29 protein-coding genes are annotated in these 17,474 nt (G+C 59.5%); 26 read left to right on the forward strand and 3 right to left on the reverse strand.

The genetic code is table 11. The features are described 5' to 3' along the window. Positions 1–6 precede the first annotated feature (6 nt). Positions 7–426 (forward strand): hypothetical protein, encoded by a 420-nt coding sequence (locus GAL01_RS11840; protein WP_145995630.1) that lies wholly within the window; start codon positions 7–9, stop codon positions 424–426. A 2-nt stretch (positions 427–428) separates the two neighbouring features. Here the strand turns inward: GAL01_RS11840 and GAL01_RS11845 are convergent, their stop codons facing one another. Then, the gene (locus GAL01_RS11845) at positions 429–611 is read right to left on the reverse strand and encodes a hypothetical protein (RefSeq protein WP_062028843.1); all 183 of its coding nucleotides are present in this window, start codon (positions 609–611) and stop codon (positions 429–431) included. A gap of 114 nt (positions 612–725) precedes the next feature. On the opposite strand from GAL01_RS11845, the gene GAL01_RS11850 reads away from it, so the two are divergent. The 6 genes from GAL01_RS11850 (at position 726) to GAL01_RS11880 (ending at position 3,486) form a co-directional block, all read left to right on the forward strand. Beyond that, complete coding sequence (locus tag GAL01_RS11850; RefSeq protein WP_145995631.1) at positions 726–1,004, forward strand: helix-turn-helix domain-containing protein; 279 nt, start codon at positions 726–728, stop codon at positions 1,002–1,004. A gap of 160 nt (positions 1,005–1,164) precedes the next feature. After that, a complete protein-coding gene (locus GAL01_RS11860; RefSeq protein WP_062028839.1) occupies positions 1,165–1,395 on the forward strand; it encodes a helix-turn-helix domain-containing protein in 231 nt (76 codons plus the stop codon). Then, on the forward strand, positions 1,388–1,657 hold the full coding sequence (locus tag GAL01_RS11865; RefSeq protein ID WP_062028836.1) for a DUF2312 domain-containing protein: 270 nt from the start codon (positions 1,388–1,390) through the stop codon (positions 1,655–1,657). The genes GAL01_RS11860 and GAL01_RS11865 overlap by 8 nt, the downstream gene beginning before the upstream one ends. Before the next feature lie 4 nt (positions 1,658–1,661). Next, on the forward strand, positions 1,662–2,018 hold the full coding sequence (locus tag GAL01_RS11870) for a VRR-NUC domain-containing protein (RefSeq protein WP_145995632.1): 357 nt from the start codon (positions 1,662–1,664) through the stop codon (positions 2,016–2,018). Next, complete coding sequence (locus GAL01_RS11875; RefSeq protein ID WP_062028833.1) at positions 2,018–2,881, forward strand: hypothetical protein; 864 nt, start codon at positions 2,018–2,020, stop codon at positions 2,879–2,881. Before GAL01_RS11870 ends, GAL01_RS11875 begins: the two co-directional genes overlap by 1 nt. Positions 2,882–2,883: 2 nt before the next feature. Next, positions 2,884–3,486 carry a hypothetical protein gene (locus GAL01_RS11880; protein ID WP_062028831.1) on the forward strand — a complete coding sequence of 201 codons (603 nt, stop codon included), beginning with the start codon at positions 2,884–2,886 and terminating at the stop codon, positions 3,484–3,486. A gap of 394 nt (positions 3,487–3,880) precedes the next feature. On the opposite strand, the gene GAL01_RS15505 is transcribed toward GAL01_RS11880, so the two are convergent. Next, positions 3,881–4,480: a hypothetical protein gene (locus tag GAL01_RS15505; protein WP_145995633.1), complete on the reverse strand. Its 600-nt coding sequence runs from the start codon at positions 4,478–4,480 to the stop codon at positions 3,881–3,883. Positions 4,481–4,541: 61 nt separating this feature from the next. Here GAL01_RS15505 and GAL01_RS11885 point away from each other — a divergent pair, with 61 nt between their 5' ends. The 19 genes from GAL01_RS11885 (at position 4,542) to GAL01_RS16065 (ending at position 17,154) form a co-directional block, all read left to right on the forward strand. Beyond that, a complete protein-coding gene (locus GAL01_RS11885; protein ID WP_062028829.1) occupies positions 4,542–5,162 on the forward strand; it encodes a hypothetical protein in 621 nt (206 codons plus the stop codon). A gap of 60 nt (positions 5,163–5,222) precedes the next feature. After that, the gene (locus tag GAL01_RS11890; RefSeq protein ID WP_145995634.1) at positions 5,223–5,567 is read left to right on the forward strand and encodes a hypothetical protein; all 345 of its coding nucleotides are present in this window, start codon (positions 5,223–5,225) and stop codon (positions 5,565–5,567) included. 2 nt (positions 5,568–5,569) lie between these two features. Next, entirely contained in the window at positions 5,570–6,025 is a 456-nt protein-coding gene (locus tag GAL01_RS11895; RefSeq protein WP_062028824.1) for a terminase small subunit-like protein, read from the forward strand. 2 nt (positions 6,026–6,027) lie between these two features. Then, a complete protein-coding gene (locus GAL01_RS11900) occupies positions 6,028–7,257 on the forward strand; it encodes a PBSX family phage terminase large subunit (RefSeq protein ID WP_062028822.1) in 1,230 nt (409 codons plus the stop codon). Next, positions 7,257–8,876 carry a phage portal protein gene (locus GAL01_RS11905; RefSeq protein WP_062028820.1) on the forward strand — a complete coding sequence of 540 codons (1,620 nt, stop codon included), beginning with the start codon at positions 7,257–7,259 and terminating at the stop codon, positions 8,874–8,876. The genes GAL01_RS11900 and GAL01_RS11905 overlap by 1 nt, the downstream gene beginning before the upstream one ends. Next, complete coding sequence (locus GAL01_RS11910; protein ID WP_197458969.1) at positions 8,873–9,685, forward strand: phage head morphogenesis protein; 813 nt, start codon at positions 8,873–8,875, stop codon at positions 9,683–9,685. Before GAL01_RS11905 ends, GAL01_RS11910 begins: the two co-directional genes overlap by 4 nt. 138 nt (positions 9,686–9,823) lie before the next feature. Continuing rightward, positions 9,824–10,990: a DUF2213 domain-containing protein gene (locus GAL01_RS11915; RefSeq protein ID WP_082790664.1), complete on the forward strand. Its 1,167-nt coding sequence runs from the start codon at positions 9,824–9,826 to the stop codon at positions 10,988–10,990. Between the two features lie 12 nt (positions 10,991–11,002). After that, positions 11,003–11,518 carry a structural cement protein Gp24 gene (locus GAL01_RS11920; RefSeq protein WP_062028815.1) on the forward strand — a complete coding sequence of 172 codons (516 nt, stop codon included), beginning with the start codon at positions 11,003–11,005 and terminating at the stop codon, positions 11,516–11,518. Continuing rightward, complete coding sequence (locus tag GAL01_RS11925; protein WP_062028813.1) at positions 11,518–12,561, forward strand: hypothetical protein; 1,044 nt, start codon at positions 11,518–11,520, stop codon at positions 12,559–12,561. The genes GAL01_RS11920 and GAL01_RS11925 overlap by 1 nt, the downstream gene beginning before the upstream one ends. Before the next feature lie 2 nt (positions 12,562–12,563). Beyond that, on the forward strand, positions 12,564–13,007 hold the full coding sequence (locus GAL01_RS11930) for a hypothetical protein (protein ID WP_062028810.1): 444 nt from the start codon (positions 12,564–12,566) through the stop codon (positions 13,005–13,007). Next, positions 13,007–13,453 carry a DUF4054 domain-containing protein gene (locus GAL01_RS11935; protein WP_062028807.1) on the forward strand — a complete coding sequence of 149 codons (447 nt, stop codon included), beginning with the start codon at positions 13,007–13,009 and terminating at the stop codon, positions 13,451–13,453. The genes GAL01_RS11930 and GAL01_RS11935 overlap by 1 nt, the downstream gene beginning before the upstream one ends. Further along, positions 13,453–13,947: a hypothetical protein gene (locus GAL01_RS11940; RefSeq protein WP_099253300.1), complete on the forward strand. Its 495-nt coding sequence runs from the start codon at positions 13,453–13,455 to the stop codon at positions 13,945–13,947. Before GAL01_RS11935 ends, GAL01_RS11940 begins: the two co-directional genes overlap by 1 nt. After that, positions 13,940–14,326 carry a hypothetical protein gene (locus GAL01_RS11945; protein ID WP_062028805.1) on the forward strand — a complete coding sequence of 129 codons (387 nt, stop codon included), beginning with the start codon at positions 13,940–13,942 and terminating at the stop codon, positions 14,324–14,326. Before GAL01_RS11940 ends, GAL01_RS11945 begins: the two co-directional genes overlap by 8 nt. Then, entirely contained in the window at positions 14,278–14,841 is a 564-nt protein-coding gene (locus tag GAL01_RS11950) for a phage neck terminator protein (protein WP_145995635.1), read from the forward strand. The genes GAL01_RS11945 and GAL01_RS11950 overlap by 49 nt, the downstream gene beginning before the upstream one ends. A gap of 6 nt (positions 14,842–14,847) precedes the next feature. After that, on the forward strand, positions 14,848–15,993 hold the full coding sequence (locus GAL01_RS11955; protein ID WP_062028802.1) for a DUF3383 family protein: 1,146 nt from the start codon (positions 14,848–14,850) through the stop codon (positions 15,991–15,993). After that, entirely contained in the window at positions 15,993–16,427 is a 435-nt protein-coding gene (locus GAL01_RS11960; protein WP_062028801.1) for a phage tail fiber protein, read from the forward strand. Before GAL01_RS11955 ends, GAL01_RS11960 begins: the two co-directional genes overlap by 1 nt. Next, positions 16,427–16,876, forward strand: coding sequence for a phage tail assembly chaperone (locus GAL01_RS11965; protein ID WP_062028800.1), 450 nt, complete (start codon positions 16,427–16,429; stop codon positions 16,874–16,876). The genes GAL01_RS11960 and GAL01_RS11965 overlap by 1 nt, the downstream gene beginning before the upstream one ends. After that, the gene (locus GAL01_RS16060) at positions 16,873–17,007 is read left to right on the forward strand and encodes a hypothetical protein (RefSeq protein WP_255308588.1); all 135 of its coding nucleotides are present in this window, start codon (positions 16,873–16,875) and stop codon (positions 17,005–17,007) included. The genes GAL01_RS11965 and GAL01_RS16060 overlap by 4 nt, the downstream gene beginning before the upstream one ends. A gap of 12 nt (positions 17,008–17,019) precedes the next feature. Next, positions 17,020–17,154, forward strand: coding sequence for a hypothetical protein (locus GAL01_RS16065; RefSeq protein ID WP_255308589.1), 135 nt, complete (start codon positions 17,020–17,022; stop codon positions 17,152–17,154). On the opposite strand, the gene cas2 is transcribed toward GAL01_RS16065, so the two are convergent. Continuing rightward, the gene (gene cas2, locus GAL01_RS16180) at positions 17,146–17,427 is read right to left on the reverse strand and encodes a CRISPR-associated endonuclease Cas2 (RefSeq protein WP_082790663.1); all 282 of its coding nucleotides are present in this window, start codon (positions 17,425–17,427) and stop codon (positions 17,146–17,148) included. The two genes, GAL01_RS16065 and cas2, sit on opposite strands and share 9 nt — an antisense overlap. Positions 17,428–17,474 lie beyond the last annotated feature (47 nt).

Consider the following 17,474-nt stretch of genomic DNA (forward strand, 5'->3'; position numbering starts at 1 on the left):
GGTCGCGTGATGGCTCCTCACGGCAAACGTGTCGGCATTAACTGGACCGTCGAGACTGAAAACGTGCGCAAGATGCGGCGTGAGGGTCTTTCTTATAGCCAGATTGGCCTCGTTTACGGCTGTTCGGGATGGTCGGTTCGGGACGCGATGAAAGTCCGTGGCGCGACGGTTGCCCGGGCCAAGTCCCGGAAAACCGCTGCGGAGATCCGGAAAGCACAACGGGAAAAGGCCGTTCGGGATGCTCTGCGCAGAGAGGCCAAGGCGCAAGCCAGGAAGGTGGCACCGTCATGGATTGGAGGGTTAGCTCCTTTCAGTCTGCTGTCGAGGCTCGACCGCGACATTCAATCTGGCGCCGATCCCGTTGAAGCAAGCCGCGCCATCTTCGGTACTCGCACCCCTCGCCCGCTTATCGGCGTGTACGGCTGAGTTCACCCCCAGATGTCCGCTCCAATCAACATCGCCAGTTTGAGCGCCAGGTGGTCCTTGACCTCCTGCGGCTGCCGACTGTGCAGGGCGCCCCAGATCTGGGCATCCCGGCACAGTGCAACGGCTAGATGCGGCGTGTCCGCATCGATCTCGAATTGTGGTGTCTGGGGCGCGTCTCCTTCCATCGTGGTTGCTCCTTCTCTGCTCAGTGACATGGCAGAGAATGGAGAAAACCGATGCGTAATGCTTGGCCCAAGACAGACCAACGTTGGTCCTTTTCAGACACAAGGAGGGCCACGGTGAGCGCGGCCGTCCGCCCGATCCGCGCTTCGTTGCTCGACGTCATCGCACGCGAGTTCAAGCCGTACCGGTTTGCTCAAGAGATGCTGGCCCGCGCGTCGAACAAGACGCCCCGGACTGCGAAGAATTGGCTCTCAGGATCAAGCGCGCCCGACATCGAGGCGCTGATTGAGCTGATGGCCTCCTGCAACTCCATTGCGGACGAGGTTGAACGCCTCGTCGCAGAGCGCCGCAAGGCGCGTGAGGACACACAATGCCCTGGTTCACCCTTAAACTAGGCCGGTTTGGGTTCGGCCATCACGCGGGCCCTCCCCCGTCATACCGGTTCGCATGGCTGCGCATCCTCTGGCGCGACTGGGATTCCTGGGCGGCTTGGGCTGAGGCTGAAATGGCTCGGTATCAGCGCGCGCTCAATGCTGCACGGGAGGAGCTTCGGAAATGAGCGCCTCCAACGAGATCCGATCCGCAGATGTGTTCGGCGCAATTAACCGCGCGATTATGTCTGCGGGTTCACAGAAGGACTTCGCTGCGAAAGCCGGGGTTTCTTCTGCCTTTGTAAGCCGTGTGATGCACGGCCTCAGTGCACCTTCTCCCAAACTGCTCAAGGCAGCCGGGTTGCGCCGCGTCGTGTCCGTTCATTTTGAATTCGTGGAGAACGCTGATGTCTGATTTCCCATCCGACCATAACTCTGCCGCAACGGGCGGCATCGCTGCGGACCGTCTGCGCTCCATCATCGAGCGTGTCGAGCGCCTGGAAGAGGAACGCAAGGCTCTCCAAGGCGACATCAAAGACATCTTCTCGGAGGCCAAGAGCGCGGGCTTCGACGTGAAAGTCATCAAGCAGATCATCCGGATCCGGAAGCAGGAACCGGCGGACGTGGAAGAGCAGGAAACGCTGCTCGACGTCTACCGCCGTGCACTTGGGATGTGACGCCATGAGCAACGAAGAAGACCGGCTCCATACCCACATCTGGCGCGCCATGCAGATCCTTCTGCCTGAGGACGTCGTGGCCTGGAGCAATGAGAACCGACGCAACGGACAGCGCGAAGGCGCACGACGGAAAGCGCGCGGCTGCATCGCGGGCGTGCCGGACATGCAGTTCACGCACGCAGGCCGCACGCTCTACGTCGAGATCAAGACGCCTACGGGCACCGTCTCAAAGGAACAGCGGGCGCTGCACAAGCGCCTCAAGTCCACGGGCGCGCCTGTCGCCGTGTGCCGCTGCCTGGATGACGTGATCAGTTTCCTGTCCCGTGAGGGCATTTCTTTGCGTGGGGAGGTGATGGCCTGATGGCACGCATTCGCAGCATTCACCCTGGCCTCTGGACGGACGAAGCATTCGCCACGCTGTCCATGGCCGCTCGCGTCCTCATTATGGGGATCTGGAATCACGCAGACGATGGCGGTGGTTTCGAATGGAAACCCCTCACCCTCAAGATGCGGATCTTCCCTGCTGATAATGTCGATGTGGCCGCACTGCTCGAAGAGCTGTCCAGTAGCAATCTCGTACTGGAATATGACGCGGACGGTAAAAGGTTCGGAGCGGTACGCAATTTCGGCAAGTGGCAGCGGGCACAGAAACCAGATCGGTTCTGTCCGATGCCCCCGGAAGTACGAGAATATGCAGGGACGGTACACGTTCTGAGCAAGGAAGAGCGTAAGAAAAACGATACCGCTACAGGATCAGAAGCCACGGAAACGGTCGAGAACGGCGACCAGTCGCGTACCAGTACTGTACCGGTCGCGGATTTCGAAAACAGAAGGGAAGAAGGTAGGAAGGTAAGAAAGGAAGAAGGTAATACCTCTTCGCTTCGCTCAGAGGGAGAGCGCGCAGACGCGCTGCCCGCCCCCGCACCGAAATCGGAAAAGCCGAAACGGGCCTCCCGCCTCCCTGCCGACTGGCAGCCAACCCCCGAGCAGGTCCAGTTCGCCGAGGCCAATCAGGTCGATCCGATCCGGACGGCCGAGGTCTTCCGCGACTACTGGCTCGGCGTGCCGGGCGCCAAGGGCTGCAAGGCCGACTGGGACGCGACGTGGCGGAACTGGGTTCGGCGTGAGGACGGGATGCGGTCGCAGGCTGCCCCGAGCAAGGCGCAGCAACGGGCCGACAACGCGGATGCGTGGAAATCCGGCGTGATGCTGGAGGGGTACTGACCATGGCAGACATCGCAAAAATCCACCGTGGGGCCACCGCCAAGGCTGCCGGCTACGTCCCGGCAAGCGGCGACCTCAGGGCCCTGATCTCGGCAAAGCGCGAAGGGTATCTCTGGCGGTCCGACCTGACGCCCGATCGCCTTGCAGCGGTCCGTCAGCAGCTCGCCATGGCCGAGGCTGCTGCGAACCCGCCTCCGTTCGAGGGGATCAAGACCTGGCTGGCCAAGCTCGCAACGCTGGTGTCGAACGCTCCGGTCCCGTCCGGTGAAATCTGCGCAGTCTTTGCCGAGGTTTGCTCGGACATCCCCGACGGCGCCTGGACGCCAGAAACCCGGATCGCATGGACCCGGCAGGCAGATCGCAACGGCTATCCCGTCGGTTCTCGCTGGCCCGCACCAGGCGAACTCTACGCGCATCTCCGGCCTTTCGCTGAGCAGATCCGATCCGAGGTCACTGGCTTGCGGGAGATCCTCGCCCTCGCCGAAAAGCCGAGGGAGCCGGAACGCAAGCGGCCTGATGCGCAGGAGATGGCTCGGGCTGGTGCGCTGGCCGACGCCGTGATCCGGGAATTGAAAGCCGCAACTGCCGAGGGGATGAACCCGTGACCGACCAATCCAACACCTGGCCCGACTGCATCGGCGAACACGCGGCGGGACTGGCCAAGCCACGGAACTGGGCAGCGGCGTGTGCGGCCACTCAGGCACGTCATGGATGCGATATCGGCACTCACGGTCGCGCCTTGCTCGCAGACATGCACGGAGAGATGTCGTCGTTGCCCGCTGAGTGCGATGTAGAATGTCAGACGACACACGATGGGGTGGAAACGTCTGGAAGCGATGGCGATATCTCTGCGTCTTTGTTCGAGAATTGTGGAACAATAAACACTGAGGGCGATCTCGGGTTGAGTGGGGAGTGAGGGCTTGAGGTGCCAAGCCTGGAATTTTAGTTTTCTTGAAACGGAAACAGTGAAAGAAAGTATTTCTAGCCATACAAAATTCATCAGCTAGAATTATTTTTTCCAAAAGTAAAATTTTGGACTTTCTCTGAAAAACCCGAAACTAATATTAATAAAAAAAGAAATATAGCAATAATATGCTCGATTAAATCTATAGAAATCCTAAAGAAGTATATTGTCTCTACTTTAAGAAGACTGCTCGTTTCAACAAGGCATAAGGCAGCAATAGCTGAATAAGATGCGCCGTATCCCGTAACAAGCGGGTCTGAACCCTCCCTTATTCCGCGCAAACCTAACAATGCTGCGTTTATCGCGCATGAAATAGCAATTAGCTTACAAAAATACTTCAACGCAGTGTACAGAGATTGCGTCTCATAATGCCCTCCATAATATAAATATATTGAGGTTGAGAGTGCTACAAAAGATAATACAGAAGATATTATTGATGTAAGCTTTATTGTTTTGCCTGTATCTAGCATGGACTTTGCAATCTGATATAAATAATATCCAGAATATATCTTTAAAACGCAAATTAGATCTTTTTTAAAATCATGAAAGGAATTTACAGCATAAAAATAGAATCCGAAAAGGCAGCAGTCTATCCCAGCCAAAAATTCACAAAGGTGTACTTCTGTTATCATCATTCCTTTATCGGGTAATTCAAATCTCTTGTACAGCCACCCTCCCCCGTACTAAGATACTCGTATGCCAGAAGCCCTGAAATCCCGCGCCGGACTCGGCGCCACGATCCGCCAGTTTTCAACGCCGAAGACTGTTCGAAAAACGGCATTCATTCCAGCTAAAGCTGAGGACAATTCGCCTACGCCGGAGCGGTTGGAGAAGGTAGATTATGAATGGCAGGGCAAGAAGCGGATCAAGCTGAACACCGTAAACGCCCTGCACATGGCCGGAGATATCAACGGCGACGCAGTCACCGCCGCGAAATGGTGGATCTGCGATTATGTGTTCGCAAATCACGGATATCTGGACATTTTGAGTGATGTGCTGCCTTCCGATTACGTGAAGGGCGACGTCCACACGTTCGCCATTTCCCGCGGGAACGCTGCTGAACGAATTGGCATGATCCGCGATCGGCTTGGACTTTGCGCTCACGTTCGGCTGGAAATGATGCTGGCGAAGGAACTGTCATTCTCGGCGATGGCTGAGGCGTTGGTGCCTGACAAATCAGCGCATGGGCGGCGAATTGTGTCCGGCCAGTGCGCGCTGATCCTGGAGCAGCTTTGCGGAGCTTACGCAGGCGTCCGCAAGGAAATCAGCGATAGGATCGAGCGGAACAAAGCGCTTGTACTTGGACCCAGCGCCTGATACGGTTGGGCAACACTGAAGAATTGCGCCTGTAGCGCAAGACATTCTGGACAATCCGCCATGCCCTCACCCACCATCACAGCCGGTGATGTGGTGAGGTGGCGCGGATCGCTCCATGTGATTGCAGGAATACAATCAGGCAGCGCGGCTTTGTGTCCCGTTCTTCCGACAAGGACGGTCAGGCATCGCGCTGATATCCTGATTGAGTTTCCTGACACGCTGCATCTCGGTCTGGTTGATGGCGCGCTGATCCGGTGCAAGCCTTTCGTGTTTCATAATGCGCACAAGCTGACGAGAGACGGGGTTTTATCCCCTGCCCTTGTGTCCCGCGTTCAACGCGCGATCGGGCGGGAACTGGACGCACGTCGCGTTGAGGCCGGGTGCCCGAAATATCTGGTGAGGTAGTTATGGCGAGGAAGAAGGCGGAAGTCATTCCGGCACCTGCTCCACGCCCCACCGGGCGGCCCTCCATCTTCACGCAAGAGCTTTGGGATCGTGTCCTCTGCTTGATCGAGGAAGGGCAGACGATCCGCGATATTGCGGCGATGGCCGACATGCCTGCGTGGGATACGATCAGGCGATGGATCAGGAATGACGAAACCTTATCGTCACAGTACAGGCGCGCGCGGGAAGAAGCGACTGACGCGATGGAGGCAGAAATCCTTGCCGATGCGAGGACTGTCAACGCTGACAACGCCAGCGCGATAAAAGTCCGAGCCGACATTATCCGTTGGGCCATGTCCCGGCGTGCGCCGAAGAAGTATGGCGACAAGATCACGCAGGAACATACCGGCGCTGACGGCGGGCCTCTGGAGTTCACAGAAATTCGACGGGTGGTCGTGGACGTGCCCAAGAAGGATTGAGCATGACGAAGGCGCTGGAGATCCCAACGGCGCGCGTTTTCCTGCCCCTTTTGAAGCCGAACCGATACAAGGGCGCTCATGGCGGCCGAGGGTCCGGAAAGTCGCACTTCTTTGGCGGACTGACCGTTGAAGAACACCTCGCCATTCCGGGCCATCGAACGGTCTGCATCCGCGAAATCCAGAAATCGATTGCGCGCTCGTCCAAGCAGTTGATCGTGGACAAGATCAACCAGTTCAACCTGAACAGGCATTTCGACGTTCAGGACCAGGTCATCAAGACACCCGGCGATGGTCTGATTGTCTTTCAGGGCCTCCAGAACCACACGGCAGACAGCATCAAGTCGCTTGAGGGCTTCGACCGGGCATGGATCGAAGAAGCGCAGTCGATCAGCTCTTACTCGTGGCGAATGCTGCGGCCAACGCTTCGCAAGCCGGGCTCTGAAATCTGGGCGTCATGGAACCCTGCGTCTTCTGATGATCCGATTGACGAATTCTTCCGCGGTGAAGGCTCTGACCGCGCCGATCTAACGGCCGTCCGGGCCAACTGGTCCGACAATCCGTGGTTCGGTGATGGCACACTACCGACCGAACGCGAGGAAGATCAGAGGGCGCGGCCTGACGAATATGACCATGTCTGGGAAGGTGATTACGTCACCATTTCCGATGCGGTGATCTTCCGTAAGCGAGTCACGGTCGATGATTTCGAGACGCCTGAGGATGCTCGGTTCTTCTATGGGTTGGACTGGGGCTTCTCTCAGGACCCGACGGCGGCCGTCCGGTGCTTCATTCGTGATGAAGTGCTCTACGTTGATTACGAAGCTGGCGGAACAGGCATCCATCTGGATGAGCTGCCCGAGGTTCTGGACGAGATCCCCGGAACGCGGCGTTGGCCCATCAAGGCGGACTGTGCCTCACCGCAGAACATCAGTTTCATGGCGACCCGCTACCGCTACAACATGAGCCCAGCCAAGAAGTGGCCGGGGAGCGTGGAAGACGGTATAGACCGGCTGAAAGCGTTCAAGCGCATCGTTGTGCATCGTCGCTGCCCGCGTATCGCTGAAGAGTTCCGCAAATACGCTTTCAAGGTCGATCCGAAGACCGAAGAGGTTCTGCCAGTCATTGTCGATGCCTGGAACCATTGGATCGACGCGCTGCGATACGCCCTGGACGGCATCATCCAGAACCGCCGCTCCATGCCCTCGTTCGCAGGCTACAAATCAAGGACACGTTGATGAAACACTGGTTCAGTCGCAGCCGGGAGCGCAAGCCGTTGCCCGAGCGGCGCGAGCCTGTGCTTTCACGCTCTGACCGGCGCCTGAACCTGCGCTCATTTCGTGGGCATGGTTCTGGGGCGCGTCAGAGTGAGCCGAGCCTTGCTTTTGATGCCTATGAACCGCCCAAAGGTGTACGCGGCGAAGCTCCAGATGCGCTGGCAATGGACAGCGGCAGCCTCGAAGCGGTCGCGGACATGGGCGGGTGGGCGGCAACCGCCGCTCCGGTCCTGCGCGACTATTTCGAGGACGGCTTGGCCTTTCTCGGCTACCCGCAGCTTGCCCAGATGGCGCAGCGGGCCGAGTTCCGCAAACCCTGCGAAGTCATTGCACGTGAAGCCACCCGCGAATGGATCGAACTCCGATCTGACAAGCAGGGCGGCGACGCGGAAGAGAACGAGGCAGCGGCACAGCGCATTCAGCAAGTCGAGCGTGAGTTCAAGCGATTGAATGTGCGCAGGGTCATGCAGACGCATGTTCTGCACGGCCTGACGTTCGGTCTCGGGCATGTCTGGATCGGCATCAAGAACGCTGCCCTCACCACGGACGCGCAGTCCAAGCCGCTTGTGATTGGCAAAAACGGCATGGCGAAAGGCTCACTGGAGCGCCTCGCCAATATCGAGCCGATCTGGACCACACCGAACAGTTACAATGCGAACAACCCCCTTGCTCCGAACTTCTACAAGCCGGACAACTGGTGGGTGCTCGGCACGATGGTGGACAGTTCACGCCTGCTGACCACGATCCCCTACCCTGTCAGCCAGATCCTTGCCCCGGCGTTCAACTTCGGTGGCCAGTCGCTCACACAGCTGCTGCGCGCTTACGTCCACAACTACCTGGCTACGCGTAACAGTACGGCCACCATCGTCCGCAACTTCTCCAAGCTGGTCCTGAAAACGGACATGACGGGGAACATGCAGACGGATATCAGCCCCGGCATGGACGCCCAGCCGATGCCCTATGGCGATGTGGACATGGCGTCGGTACAGGGTCGCGCAGCCTACATGCAGGACGTGTCCGAGGGCCAGGGCACGATCGTGGTGGATAAGGAGCGTGAGGACGCTTCGATCATCGCAACGCCGTTGTCAGGGCTGGACAGCCTTCAGGCTCAGTCGATGGAGGCGATGGCCTCAATCCCTGGCATTCCGCTGGTCAAGCTATTCGGCATCCAGCCGCAGGGTCTGAATGCGTCCTCAGAGGGCGAGATCCGCGTCTTCTACGACGAGATTTCCGCCTTTCAGGAAGCGAACATCCGTCCGTCGCTCCAGCGGATCTTCGAAGCCGTGCAGATCCATCTCTGGGGTGAGATCGATGAAGGGCTGTCCTTCAACTTTGTCCCGCTCTGGCAGATGGATGAGAAGCAGCTTGCGGAGATCGAGAAGATCAAAGCTGACCTCATGGCCGTGCTGTCCACGGCGGGCATCGTCTCGCCGGAAGAATGTCGCGAGCGTGAGGCGACCGATGATCACTCAATCTTCAAGGGCGTTGATCTGACGGGTCCGCCGCCGGAGCCGCCTCATGACGAGCAGATGCCGGACATGGAAAGCCTGCTGAAGAAGGGCGAAGGGGAAGAAGAGTGACCCAGTTCCGCTGCACATCGGCCACCGGGAAGGCCCTCAAGCCAACCCGCGCCAGTGCTGCGCTTGAGGCGGCCTATTACCGGGACCTGATGCGCCTCGTCCGGGAAATGGACGACAGCCTGACCTACTGGCTCAAGGCCAACTACCGGAAGCATGAAGACGTCATCGCGCAGGACAGCGTGGCGGACGAGCTTCAGAAGGTCATGAACAAGCTCACGGCCCGGTGGCGCGGGCTGTTCGATGACCGGGCGCGGAAGATGGCAGAGATGCAGTCCAAGCGCTGGCAACGCCATTCAGACGTATCCCTCATGGATCGGCTGAAGCAGGCGGGTTTCGCTGTGAGGTTCAGGCCCTCGAAGGCTGTAACGGACACGCTGGACGGCCTGGTCAATGAGAACGTCGGCCTCATCAAAAGCATTGCCGAACACCACCTGACGGAAGTGTCCGGGATGGTGCAACGTTCCGTCATGGCCGGGCGTGATCTTGAAACGCTGACGAAGGAGCTGAAAGAGCGGTACGGCATCACGCAACGCCGTGCCGCTTTCATCGCCCGGGACCAGAACAACAAGGCCACGTCCTTCATCACGCGGACCCGTCAGATCGAGCTGGGACTGACCGAGGCGATCTGGTGCCACTCCAGTGCGGGGAAACATCCACGGCCCAAGCACGTCGAGGCCGGACGGAAGCGGCTTCGGTATGACATTCGCAAGGGCGCGGATGTGGACGGCGAAGGCAAGCTCATCTTTCCCGGCGAGGAACCGAACTGCCGCTGCACGTCCCAGGTGATTATCCCGGGGTTTGACGCCTAACGGCGTCTGCTAGCCGGGCAAGTTCCTGCTCAATTGTTTGCGGTTTTTCAGGATGGTCCCGTTCATAGATGCCCCTCACGGCAGACGTGAGCATCAATAACAGCTTGCGTTCGTCTTCAGTCACAACGGCTCTCCAAAATGACAGATACAATCATGGCCCTGGACCGGTCGGTGCGGCGCATCGACCCGGACGGGCATCTGCACGTCGAGCGTTGCGTGCTCAGCGCGGCTGTAGTCTCGCCCTATTACGGGCGCGAGATCAATGGTGCCGAGCGTCTGGGGCTAGAGCCTGACACGATCTACTGGATGTACCGGGACGCCGGTGCCTTGCGGGAAGCCGCATCGAGCATCAACGGCAAGCCCCTGATCGAGATCCACCAGCCAGTCAGTGCGGACGATCATCCGCGCGAGATCACGGTTGGATCGGTCAATAACGCCACGTTTCAGGCGCCCGACCTCATCGGGGAACTGGCGATCTGGGACGGAGACGCCATCAAGCGAATTCAGGACGGTTCCAAGCGGTGCGTGTCGGCTGGATACGCCTACGAGACCGTCCCTGAGACCGGTGAGATCAACGGTCAGCGCTACACGCTGAAGATGGTCAATATCCGCTTCAACCACCTTGCCCTGGTGGAAGAACCCCGCGTGAAGACCGCCATCATCGGCGACAGCGCGTCCCCCAACATCATGAAGGAAACGAGCATGGCTGCCCACAAGCCCATGTCTGCTGCGGCGAAGGTTGCAGCCGCTCTCAAGTCCGGCCGTCTCGCCATGGATGCGTCCGAGGAGGACATCAAGAAGTGCATGGACGAGGATAAAACCGACGACGACAAGAAGAAGGCCGAGGACGAGTCCGACGACGACAAGGATGGCAAGAAGGCGGAAGACGCCAAGGCCTGCGATGAGGACGACACGGACGACGATCAGGCGGCCGATGAAGACGATGACAAAAAGGACGAGAAGAAAGACGACAAGAAGGGCATGGATGCCGCTTCCGTCTCTCGCCTGATTGAAGACGCCGTCTCTAAGGAACGTCGCCGCAACAAGCAGGCGCAGGACGCCCGAGAGGCCGTCCGCCCCCTCGTCGGTGATGTCGTTGGCATGGACAGCGCGGGCGACATCTATCGCTATGCGCTCAAGCAGATCGGACAGGACGCTGCCAGCGTTCATGAAAGCGCCCTGCCCGCCCTCGTCAGCATGGCAATCAACGCCAAGCGTCCCGAGCGTCCAGCCCGTCTCGCGGCTGACAGCGCCATCGACACTGATTCCCCTCTGGCGGGCGCCTCTGCTCGCCGCAAAGCGTAAGGAGCGGCCCCGATGGGTTTCCCTACCAAGATCAATTACACCTGGGGCAAGGGCTTTCCGGGCGGCATCGCTTCGGCAAACCCGCGTCGTTCTGCCATTCCTGGCCCGATGGGTTTCGTTGCCGGTGCAGGTGGCGTCACGGTTGCTGCGTTCGGCTGGGTGCAGGCTGATGGCGTGACCGTCCTGAACAAGCCGATCGCCTCCGAAGCCCCGACCGGCTTTGTTCTGCGCGACCAGACGGGCCTGATTACGCCCTATCTCGGCGAAAGCACGATGACGCTGCCGAGCGGCTTCAATGTTCAGCTCATGACGGGCGGTGATTACTTCGCCGTGTCCGCTGCCACTGCCGCAACGCCGGAGCAGGCCGTTTATGCTTCCACGACGGACGGCACGCTTCAGACGGGCGTCGCGGGCACGGTTCCTGAAGGCACGGTCGCAACAGGCTGGATAGTCACTCAGGGTGGCGCAGCCGGTTCCACCATCATCATTTCCGGTGCGGTCGCGCCGATTGCAGGGAGCAACGAATAATGGCTTCGTTTCGTAAAGACGCGACCCGCCTTGCGCAGGATTGGGGCATCAATCTCCCGGGCGTGACGCATTACGTGGGCGAGAAGGGGAACGCCTATGACGCGGCCCCAACGTTTGGCTCTGTCACGGCCCCGAACAGCGGTATTCCGGTCGTCATCAATACGATGGTCGATCCGCAGCTGATCCGTCAGCTCGTCACGCCCACCAAGTCCGAAGAGATCTACGGCTCTCAGAAGAAGGGCGACCGCGCAATCAAGACGGTCATGTTCCCGGTCATCGAGGCGTCCGGCTATGCCGTGGCCTATGGTGACTACGAGCAGGCCGGTGACAGCTCGGCAAACGCCAACTGGGTCAGCCGTCAGTCATTCACGTTCCAGACCTGGGCCAAGTATGGCGATCTGGAAGCCGAGATGATGGGCATGGGCAGCATCGATTGGGTTGCCGAGCAGCGTACGGCCGGTTCGTCGGTTCTCGAAAAGCAGCAGAACCTGCTGAACCTGTTCGGGCTCACCGGCCTTGAGAACTACGGCGCCCTGAATGATCCGGCTCTTCCAGCTGCCATCACGGCCTCTGTGAAATCCGGAACTGCAACGTCGTGGAGCAGCACCAGCGATCCGAACCTGATTTATCCGGACTTTGTGACGCTGTTTGCCGCCCTTAACAAGGCTATGATGGGCAACATCACCAATCAGACCCGTCTGAAGGTTGTCGCGCCGTCCGAACTGTCGCAGGTGATGGCTTACACCAACCAGTTCGGGATCACCCTTGAGGACATGCTGAAGAAGGCATGGCCGAACATGGAGATCGTCTTCCTGCCGGAAGCCGGTGTCACCATGTCGGGCGGCTACACCAGCGCCAACGTCATGCAGATGTTCGTGCCGGAAGTCGATGGCGTCGAGACCGTCACCACCGCGTTCACCGAGCGTCTGACCATGCACCGCCTGGAGCAGTATTCCACGAATGCGCGGCAGAAGATGTCGCGTGGCGGCTGGGGCGCGATCTGGAAGCGTCCGATGGCTGTTGCCCAGATGGTGGGGATCTGAACATGGCTGATACCGTCACCGTACTTTGCCGTATGCCCCATGGCCTGCGTCTGCGCCTCGCCCCCGAGGGGGACGCAGAGCGCCGCGCCAAGCTGAGCGAGGAAAAGCGCCCTGACCTGAGCCCGGTCGGCTACGTCAAGGAAATCGAGATCAAGGGTGCAAACCGCGCGCCGGATTACCACCCGAAGGACAACGTGCTTCTCGGCCGCGTCGGTCGCACGACAGTGGATAAAGCGTTCTGGGATGCCTGGCTGAAGCAGAACGCGGACAGTGATCTGGTGAAGAACCGGTGTGTGTTCGCTGAGCAGACAGACGCCCGCGCGAATGCCAGGGCGGACGAATTCAAGGCCGAGAAGACCGGCTTTGAACCCCTCGACCCCGAGGAAATCAAACGCAAGGGCCTCGCTGCGGCTGAAGAAGCCGCCCGAGCCCGGGTCGCGGCCTGATGAGCGGGTCGGCCACGTCACAACCGGGCGTCGTCACGTTCGACTATTCGACGTGGTCGGCCCTCTATCCTGTGCTGGCGTCGAGCACCAACCAGACGCAGGCATCGGACTATTTCGATCAGGCTGGGGATATCCTCAGCAACACCCCGCGCAGCCCGGTTCAAAACCTCGGCAGAAGGGCGCGGCTGCTCAATCTGCTGACCGCTCACATCGCGCAACTCAACCTGCCGGCTGATGCCGCGGGAAACGGCGCAGGGGTAGTCGGCCGCGTTGCCGCAGCTTCCGAGGGCTCGACCTCGGTTTCTCTCGATATGGGCCCGACCAGTCAGTCATCAGCCTGGTTCATGCAAACGCAATATGGCGCGACCTTCTGGCAGATGACGGCGTATCTCAGGCAGATGCGCTTCGTTCCCGGCCGGTCGCCCCGAGCAAGGATTTGGCCCTGATGGCAAAGACAGCAATCAAGGGCATGGCCCGTCTTCAGGCGACGCTGAACGGCAAGGTTCAGGGCATGCAGAAGAACTGGATGGCCCGGCTGCTGGAGCGGGTGCTGAGGCGTGGCGCACAGATGCACCTCAATGCAGGATTTCTTGAGGGCGCCACATATCCTGATGGAACGCCAGTTGCCGCCGTGGCCTACTGGAACGAGTTCGGCACATCGCGGTCCCCCTCCCGTCCTTTCATGCGGCAGACGATCGCCAAAAATCAGGACCAGTGGCCGAAGCTTCTCGCTGCATGCCTCAAGCAGTCAGGAGGCGATCTAGAGAAGGCGCTGGATATGGCATCTGAGCGCATCGTGGCGCAGATCCAGGAAGAGATCAGAACGCTTCAGTCTCCTCCTCTTGCCGCATCTACGATCAAGGCCAAGGGTTTCGACAAGCCCCTGATCGACACCGGGCACATGCTGAACAGCGTCGGATACGAGGTGGTCAGTGATTAACGTTTTCGGGATCGCTCACTCGGTTACGAACGCGGTCAATCCGCCCATTCAGGCCATTCTCAAGGTCTCTGACGGTGAGACGGTCAACCCCGATTTCAGCGTGACGCCGAGCACTCTGGAAATCCTGGTCTCCATCAAGGTGCAGGCTCTCAGCGCATCCGACCTCCAGCACCTGCAGAACATCAACCAGTCCTCCGACATGCGTGCCGTCTATCTGAAGGGCGGCATCAAGGGGCTGAACAGGGCCCTGAAAACGGGTGGCGATATTCTGCATTTCTACGGGTCGGACTGGCTCGTGACGCATGTTCTTGAAGAATGGGGATACGGCCAATGGTCGAAACTTGCGGTGACGCGCCAGACGTCGCCAGCTCCGGAATAACATTCACCCCCACGGACAGCGCGCTCTATCAGACTCTGGGCGAGTATCTGAAGACGGTGCTCCCCTCGCCTTTCCGGATAAGGCAGGGCCAGCAGAACAGAACGCCCTCCCCGGTTGGCCCGTACTGCGTGATGCAGCTCATCACCACGCGTCTGCTGGCTACGAACGGCTGGTTCTACACGGACGCCTCCCGCCTCGTCACGGAATTGCGTGAGGTCACGGTGCAGGTCAGCGCATTCGGCACAGGCGCCGGTGACGCACTCAAGCAGGTCTGCGGTCTGTGGCGCGATTTCTACACGACGGACTGGCTCCAGGCCTACGCGCCGATCCTGTCGCCCCTCTCCGCCGCAGAGCCGCGCCAGCTTGGTTTCGTGAACGGTGAGGCTCAGTACGAGGACGCCTGGTCCGTCGATCTGAAAATGCAGGTCAATTACCAGCGCACCATCCCCCAGCAGTTCGCCGACAAGATCACGGTCACGACCTACGCGGCCGACCTTTCCCCTACGCAGGAGTAACAGCCAGTGGCTGGCATCCCCATTTCACAAGTGGTTTCCGTCACCCCGAGCGCGCTGACTGCGGCTGGTGGTGTGGCGTTCATCAACGGCCTGATCATCACCGAGAACACCGCAGTGGTTCCGGCTGGAAGCGTCGTGTCCTACTCGCTGGCATCTGACGTTGCCACGGCTTTTGGTGCGACTTCCACGGAAGCCCAGATGGCCGCAGTCTATTTCTCGGGGTACGTCGGCGCCACCGAGACGCCCAGCACGCTGTATTTCGCTGGGTACACGGCGGGAACCGCCTTCCCGGATTATGTGAATGCCCTGATCAGCACGTCTCAGGATTTCGCGGGTTTCACGACGGCATTCGAACCCGTCCTGGCTGATAAGCAGGCGATCGCCACATGGGTCAGTGAGCAGAAAGACCGCTTCTGGTATGCCGCGTGGGATACGGACGCGCAGGCGACTACGCAAAACAGCACTGGGGCGTTTGGCGTTTGGCTGACATCGCAGAACCTCGACGGTACCAGCGTGTTCTACAAGGACCCACTGGTGGCGGCCGGGGCGCTTGGCTGGATGGCCTCGCTGGCCTTTGACGCGACGAACGGGCGAAAGAACCTGTTGGGCTGCCAGTTCTCCGGCGTCACAGCTTCCGTCACAGACGGCGCAACGGCCAGCACTCTGGCAGCCAACGGCTACTCCTTCTACGGCATGCACGCCAACGGACTGGGCCGCTTCACCTTCCTGCGCGGTGGGATGGTGTCGGGTCAGTTCAAGTGGGCTGACAGCTATATCAACCAGATCTGGATGAATGCGTCCTTCCAGTCTGACATGCTCACGCTCCTGCTTTCGGCGGGCAACATCCCGTACAACACGCAGGGAGACGCCCTGATCTCCGCCGCCGCGCAGGATACGATCAACCAGGCGCTTGCCTTCGGCGCAATCCGCGCAGGCGTGACGCTCACGGTTGCCGAGGCTCAGGAAGTCAACAACGCGGCCGGCCTGCCGATCGCCAGCACGCTTCAGACGCGCGGGTGGTACTTCCAGCCCAACGCCTCGACCGCACCGGCAGCCGATCGCGTGGCCCGAACCTCTCCCCCCTGCAAGTTCTGGTACACCGACGGCCAGTCCGTGCAGTCCATCAACCTTGCTTCCGTTGAGGTTCAGTAATGTCCGGAATTATCACTTCGGCTGACGGCATCTTCGTTCTGACCGTCACGGCTCTATGGAATGCTCCGCTGGTGCTTGAAAACTGGGCGACCGACCGCGCCTGGGAAACCGAGGCCGTCGAGATGGCCGAGTTCCGCATGTCGATTGACGGCAAGCTGAATAAAGGCTTCGTGCCCCGGCCGATCACCCAATCGCTCAATTTCTCCGCCGGGTCTTCCAGCCTGCCCTATTTTGAGGCTCTCATCACAGGGCAGCGCAAGGGACGGCAAATTTATACCCTCGGGGCAGAGCTGACGCTGCCGAGCCTGGGACGAAAGTACACCTTCATCAACGGCGGCCTCGGGACTGGCAGCGTTGCGCCAAACGGCGGCGGCGTGCTTGAAGACCGTGCGTTCTCGATTACGTGGGAAGATGTTTTCCCGGCAGGTATCTGATGAAGAGCATCGAGTGGACCCCCGCCTCCGGGGCTGATCTGGGCAAGCGCTTCACGATCACCCGCATGCCTGCCTTTGCCGCCGACAAGTGGGCTCGGCACACAATCAAGGCGCTGATTAAGGCCGGGGCCAAGATCCCCGACACCGCGATGGAAGCGGGGATTGTGGGCATGGGCGGCGTCGCCATGCAGATGTTCGGCTTCATGGACAACGACGACTGCGACGCGGCCTTTCAGGCTCTTCTCGACTGCGTGCAGATCCAGCGGCCGGGAGGCATGCCAGCGCGCATTCTGGATCTGGATATTGATGATCCGCAGACCCTGAGCGATCTGCGCACGGAGGCGTTCAAGCTGCATGTGGGTTTCTTCAAGGCCGCCGCGCTCCAGATTTCCCCGCTCGCGGCGGCCCTGTTCCCACAGACAAGCCCCGAAAACCCGCCCGCTGCGTGAATATGTCCGCCATCATGGGGCGCGTGCTGGGATCAGGCCAGGCCACGCTCCATGAGCTTCAGACGGTCTATGACAGCGAGGATATGCTGTTGATGGACGAAGCCGCCATGGTCTGGCGGTATAATGGGTAAGGAAAATCTGCCATGAAACTCAAGATTATGCATGTAGTTGGGCGTCTGCTCGGTATCCCGTTCAAAGTAGACGGGATACCTTACGGGGCGCGTTCTGCCGTAGATCAAGGGATCGATGCCGGTGAAGATAAAGTAGACTTAGCGTGAGGGAGGATTGGCCTTCACCCAGTCATTTGTGCCCGGCATGGCATTCACCCACCAACTGTTTGTGACTAGCTCTGCTACCAGTATCCGATCCTTAGGGTGAATGAGAGATTGAAGCATCTTAGTTAAATCTTTGGCTGATAGAGGGCTTGCTAAAAACCAAAGAGATTTCTGTACGCGATGTGCCCCGTGGGCTTTTAGGTAGTCCCATAACGGCTGATAATCCTGCGACCCTTCGGCGTTTCTCAAATCGTAAGATACAATCCACGAAGTCATATGCTTTCTCCAATATTACGGAGCGAGCACACCATCCGCCCCGGAGT

It is taken from the genome of Gluconobacter albidus (assembly GCF_002723915.1).
Classification (GTDB): Bacteria; Pseudomonadota; Alphaproteobacteria; order Acetobacterales; family Acetobacteraceae; genus Gluconobacter; species Gluconobacter albidus.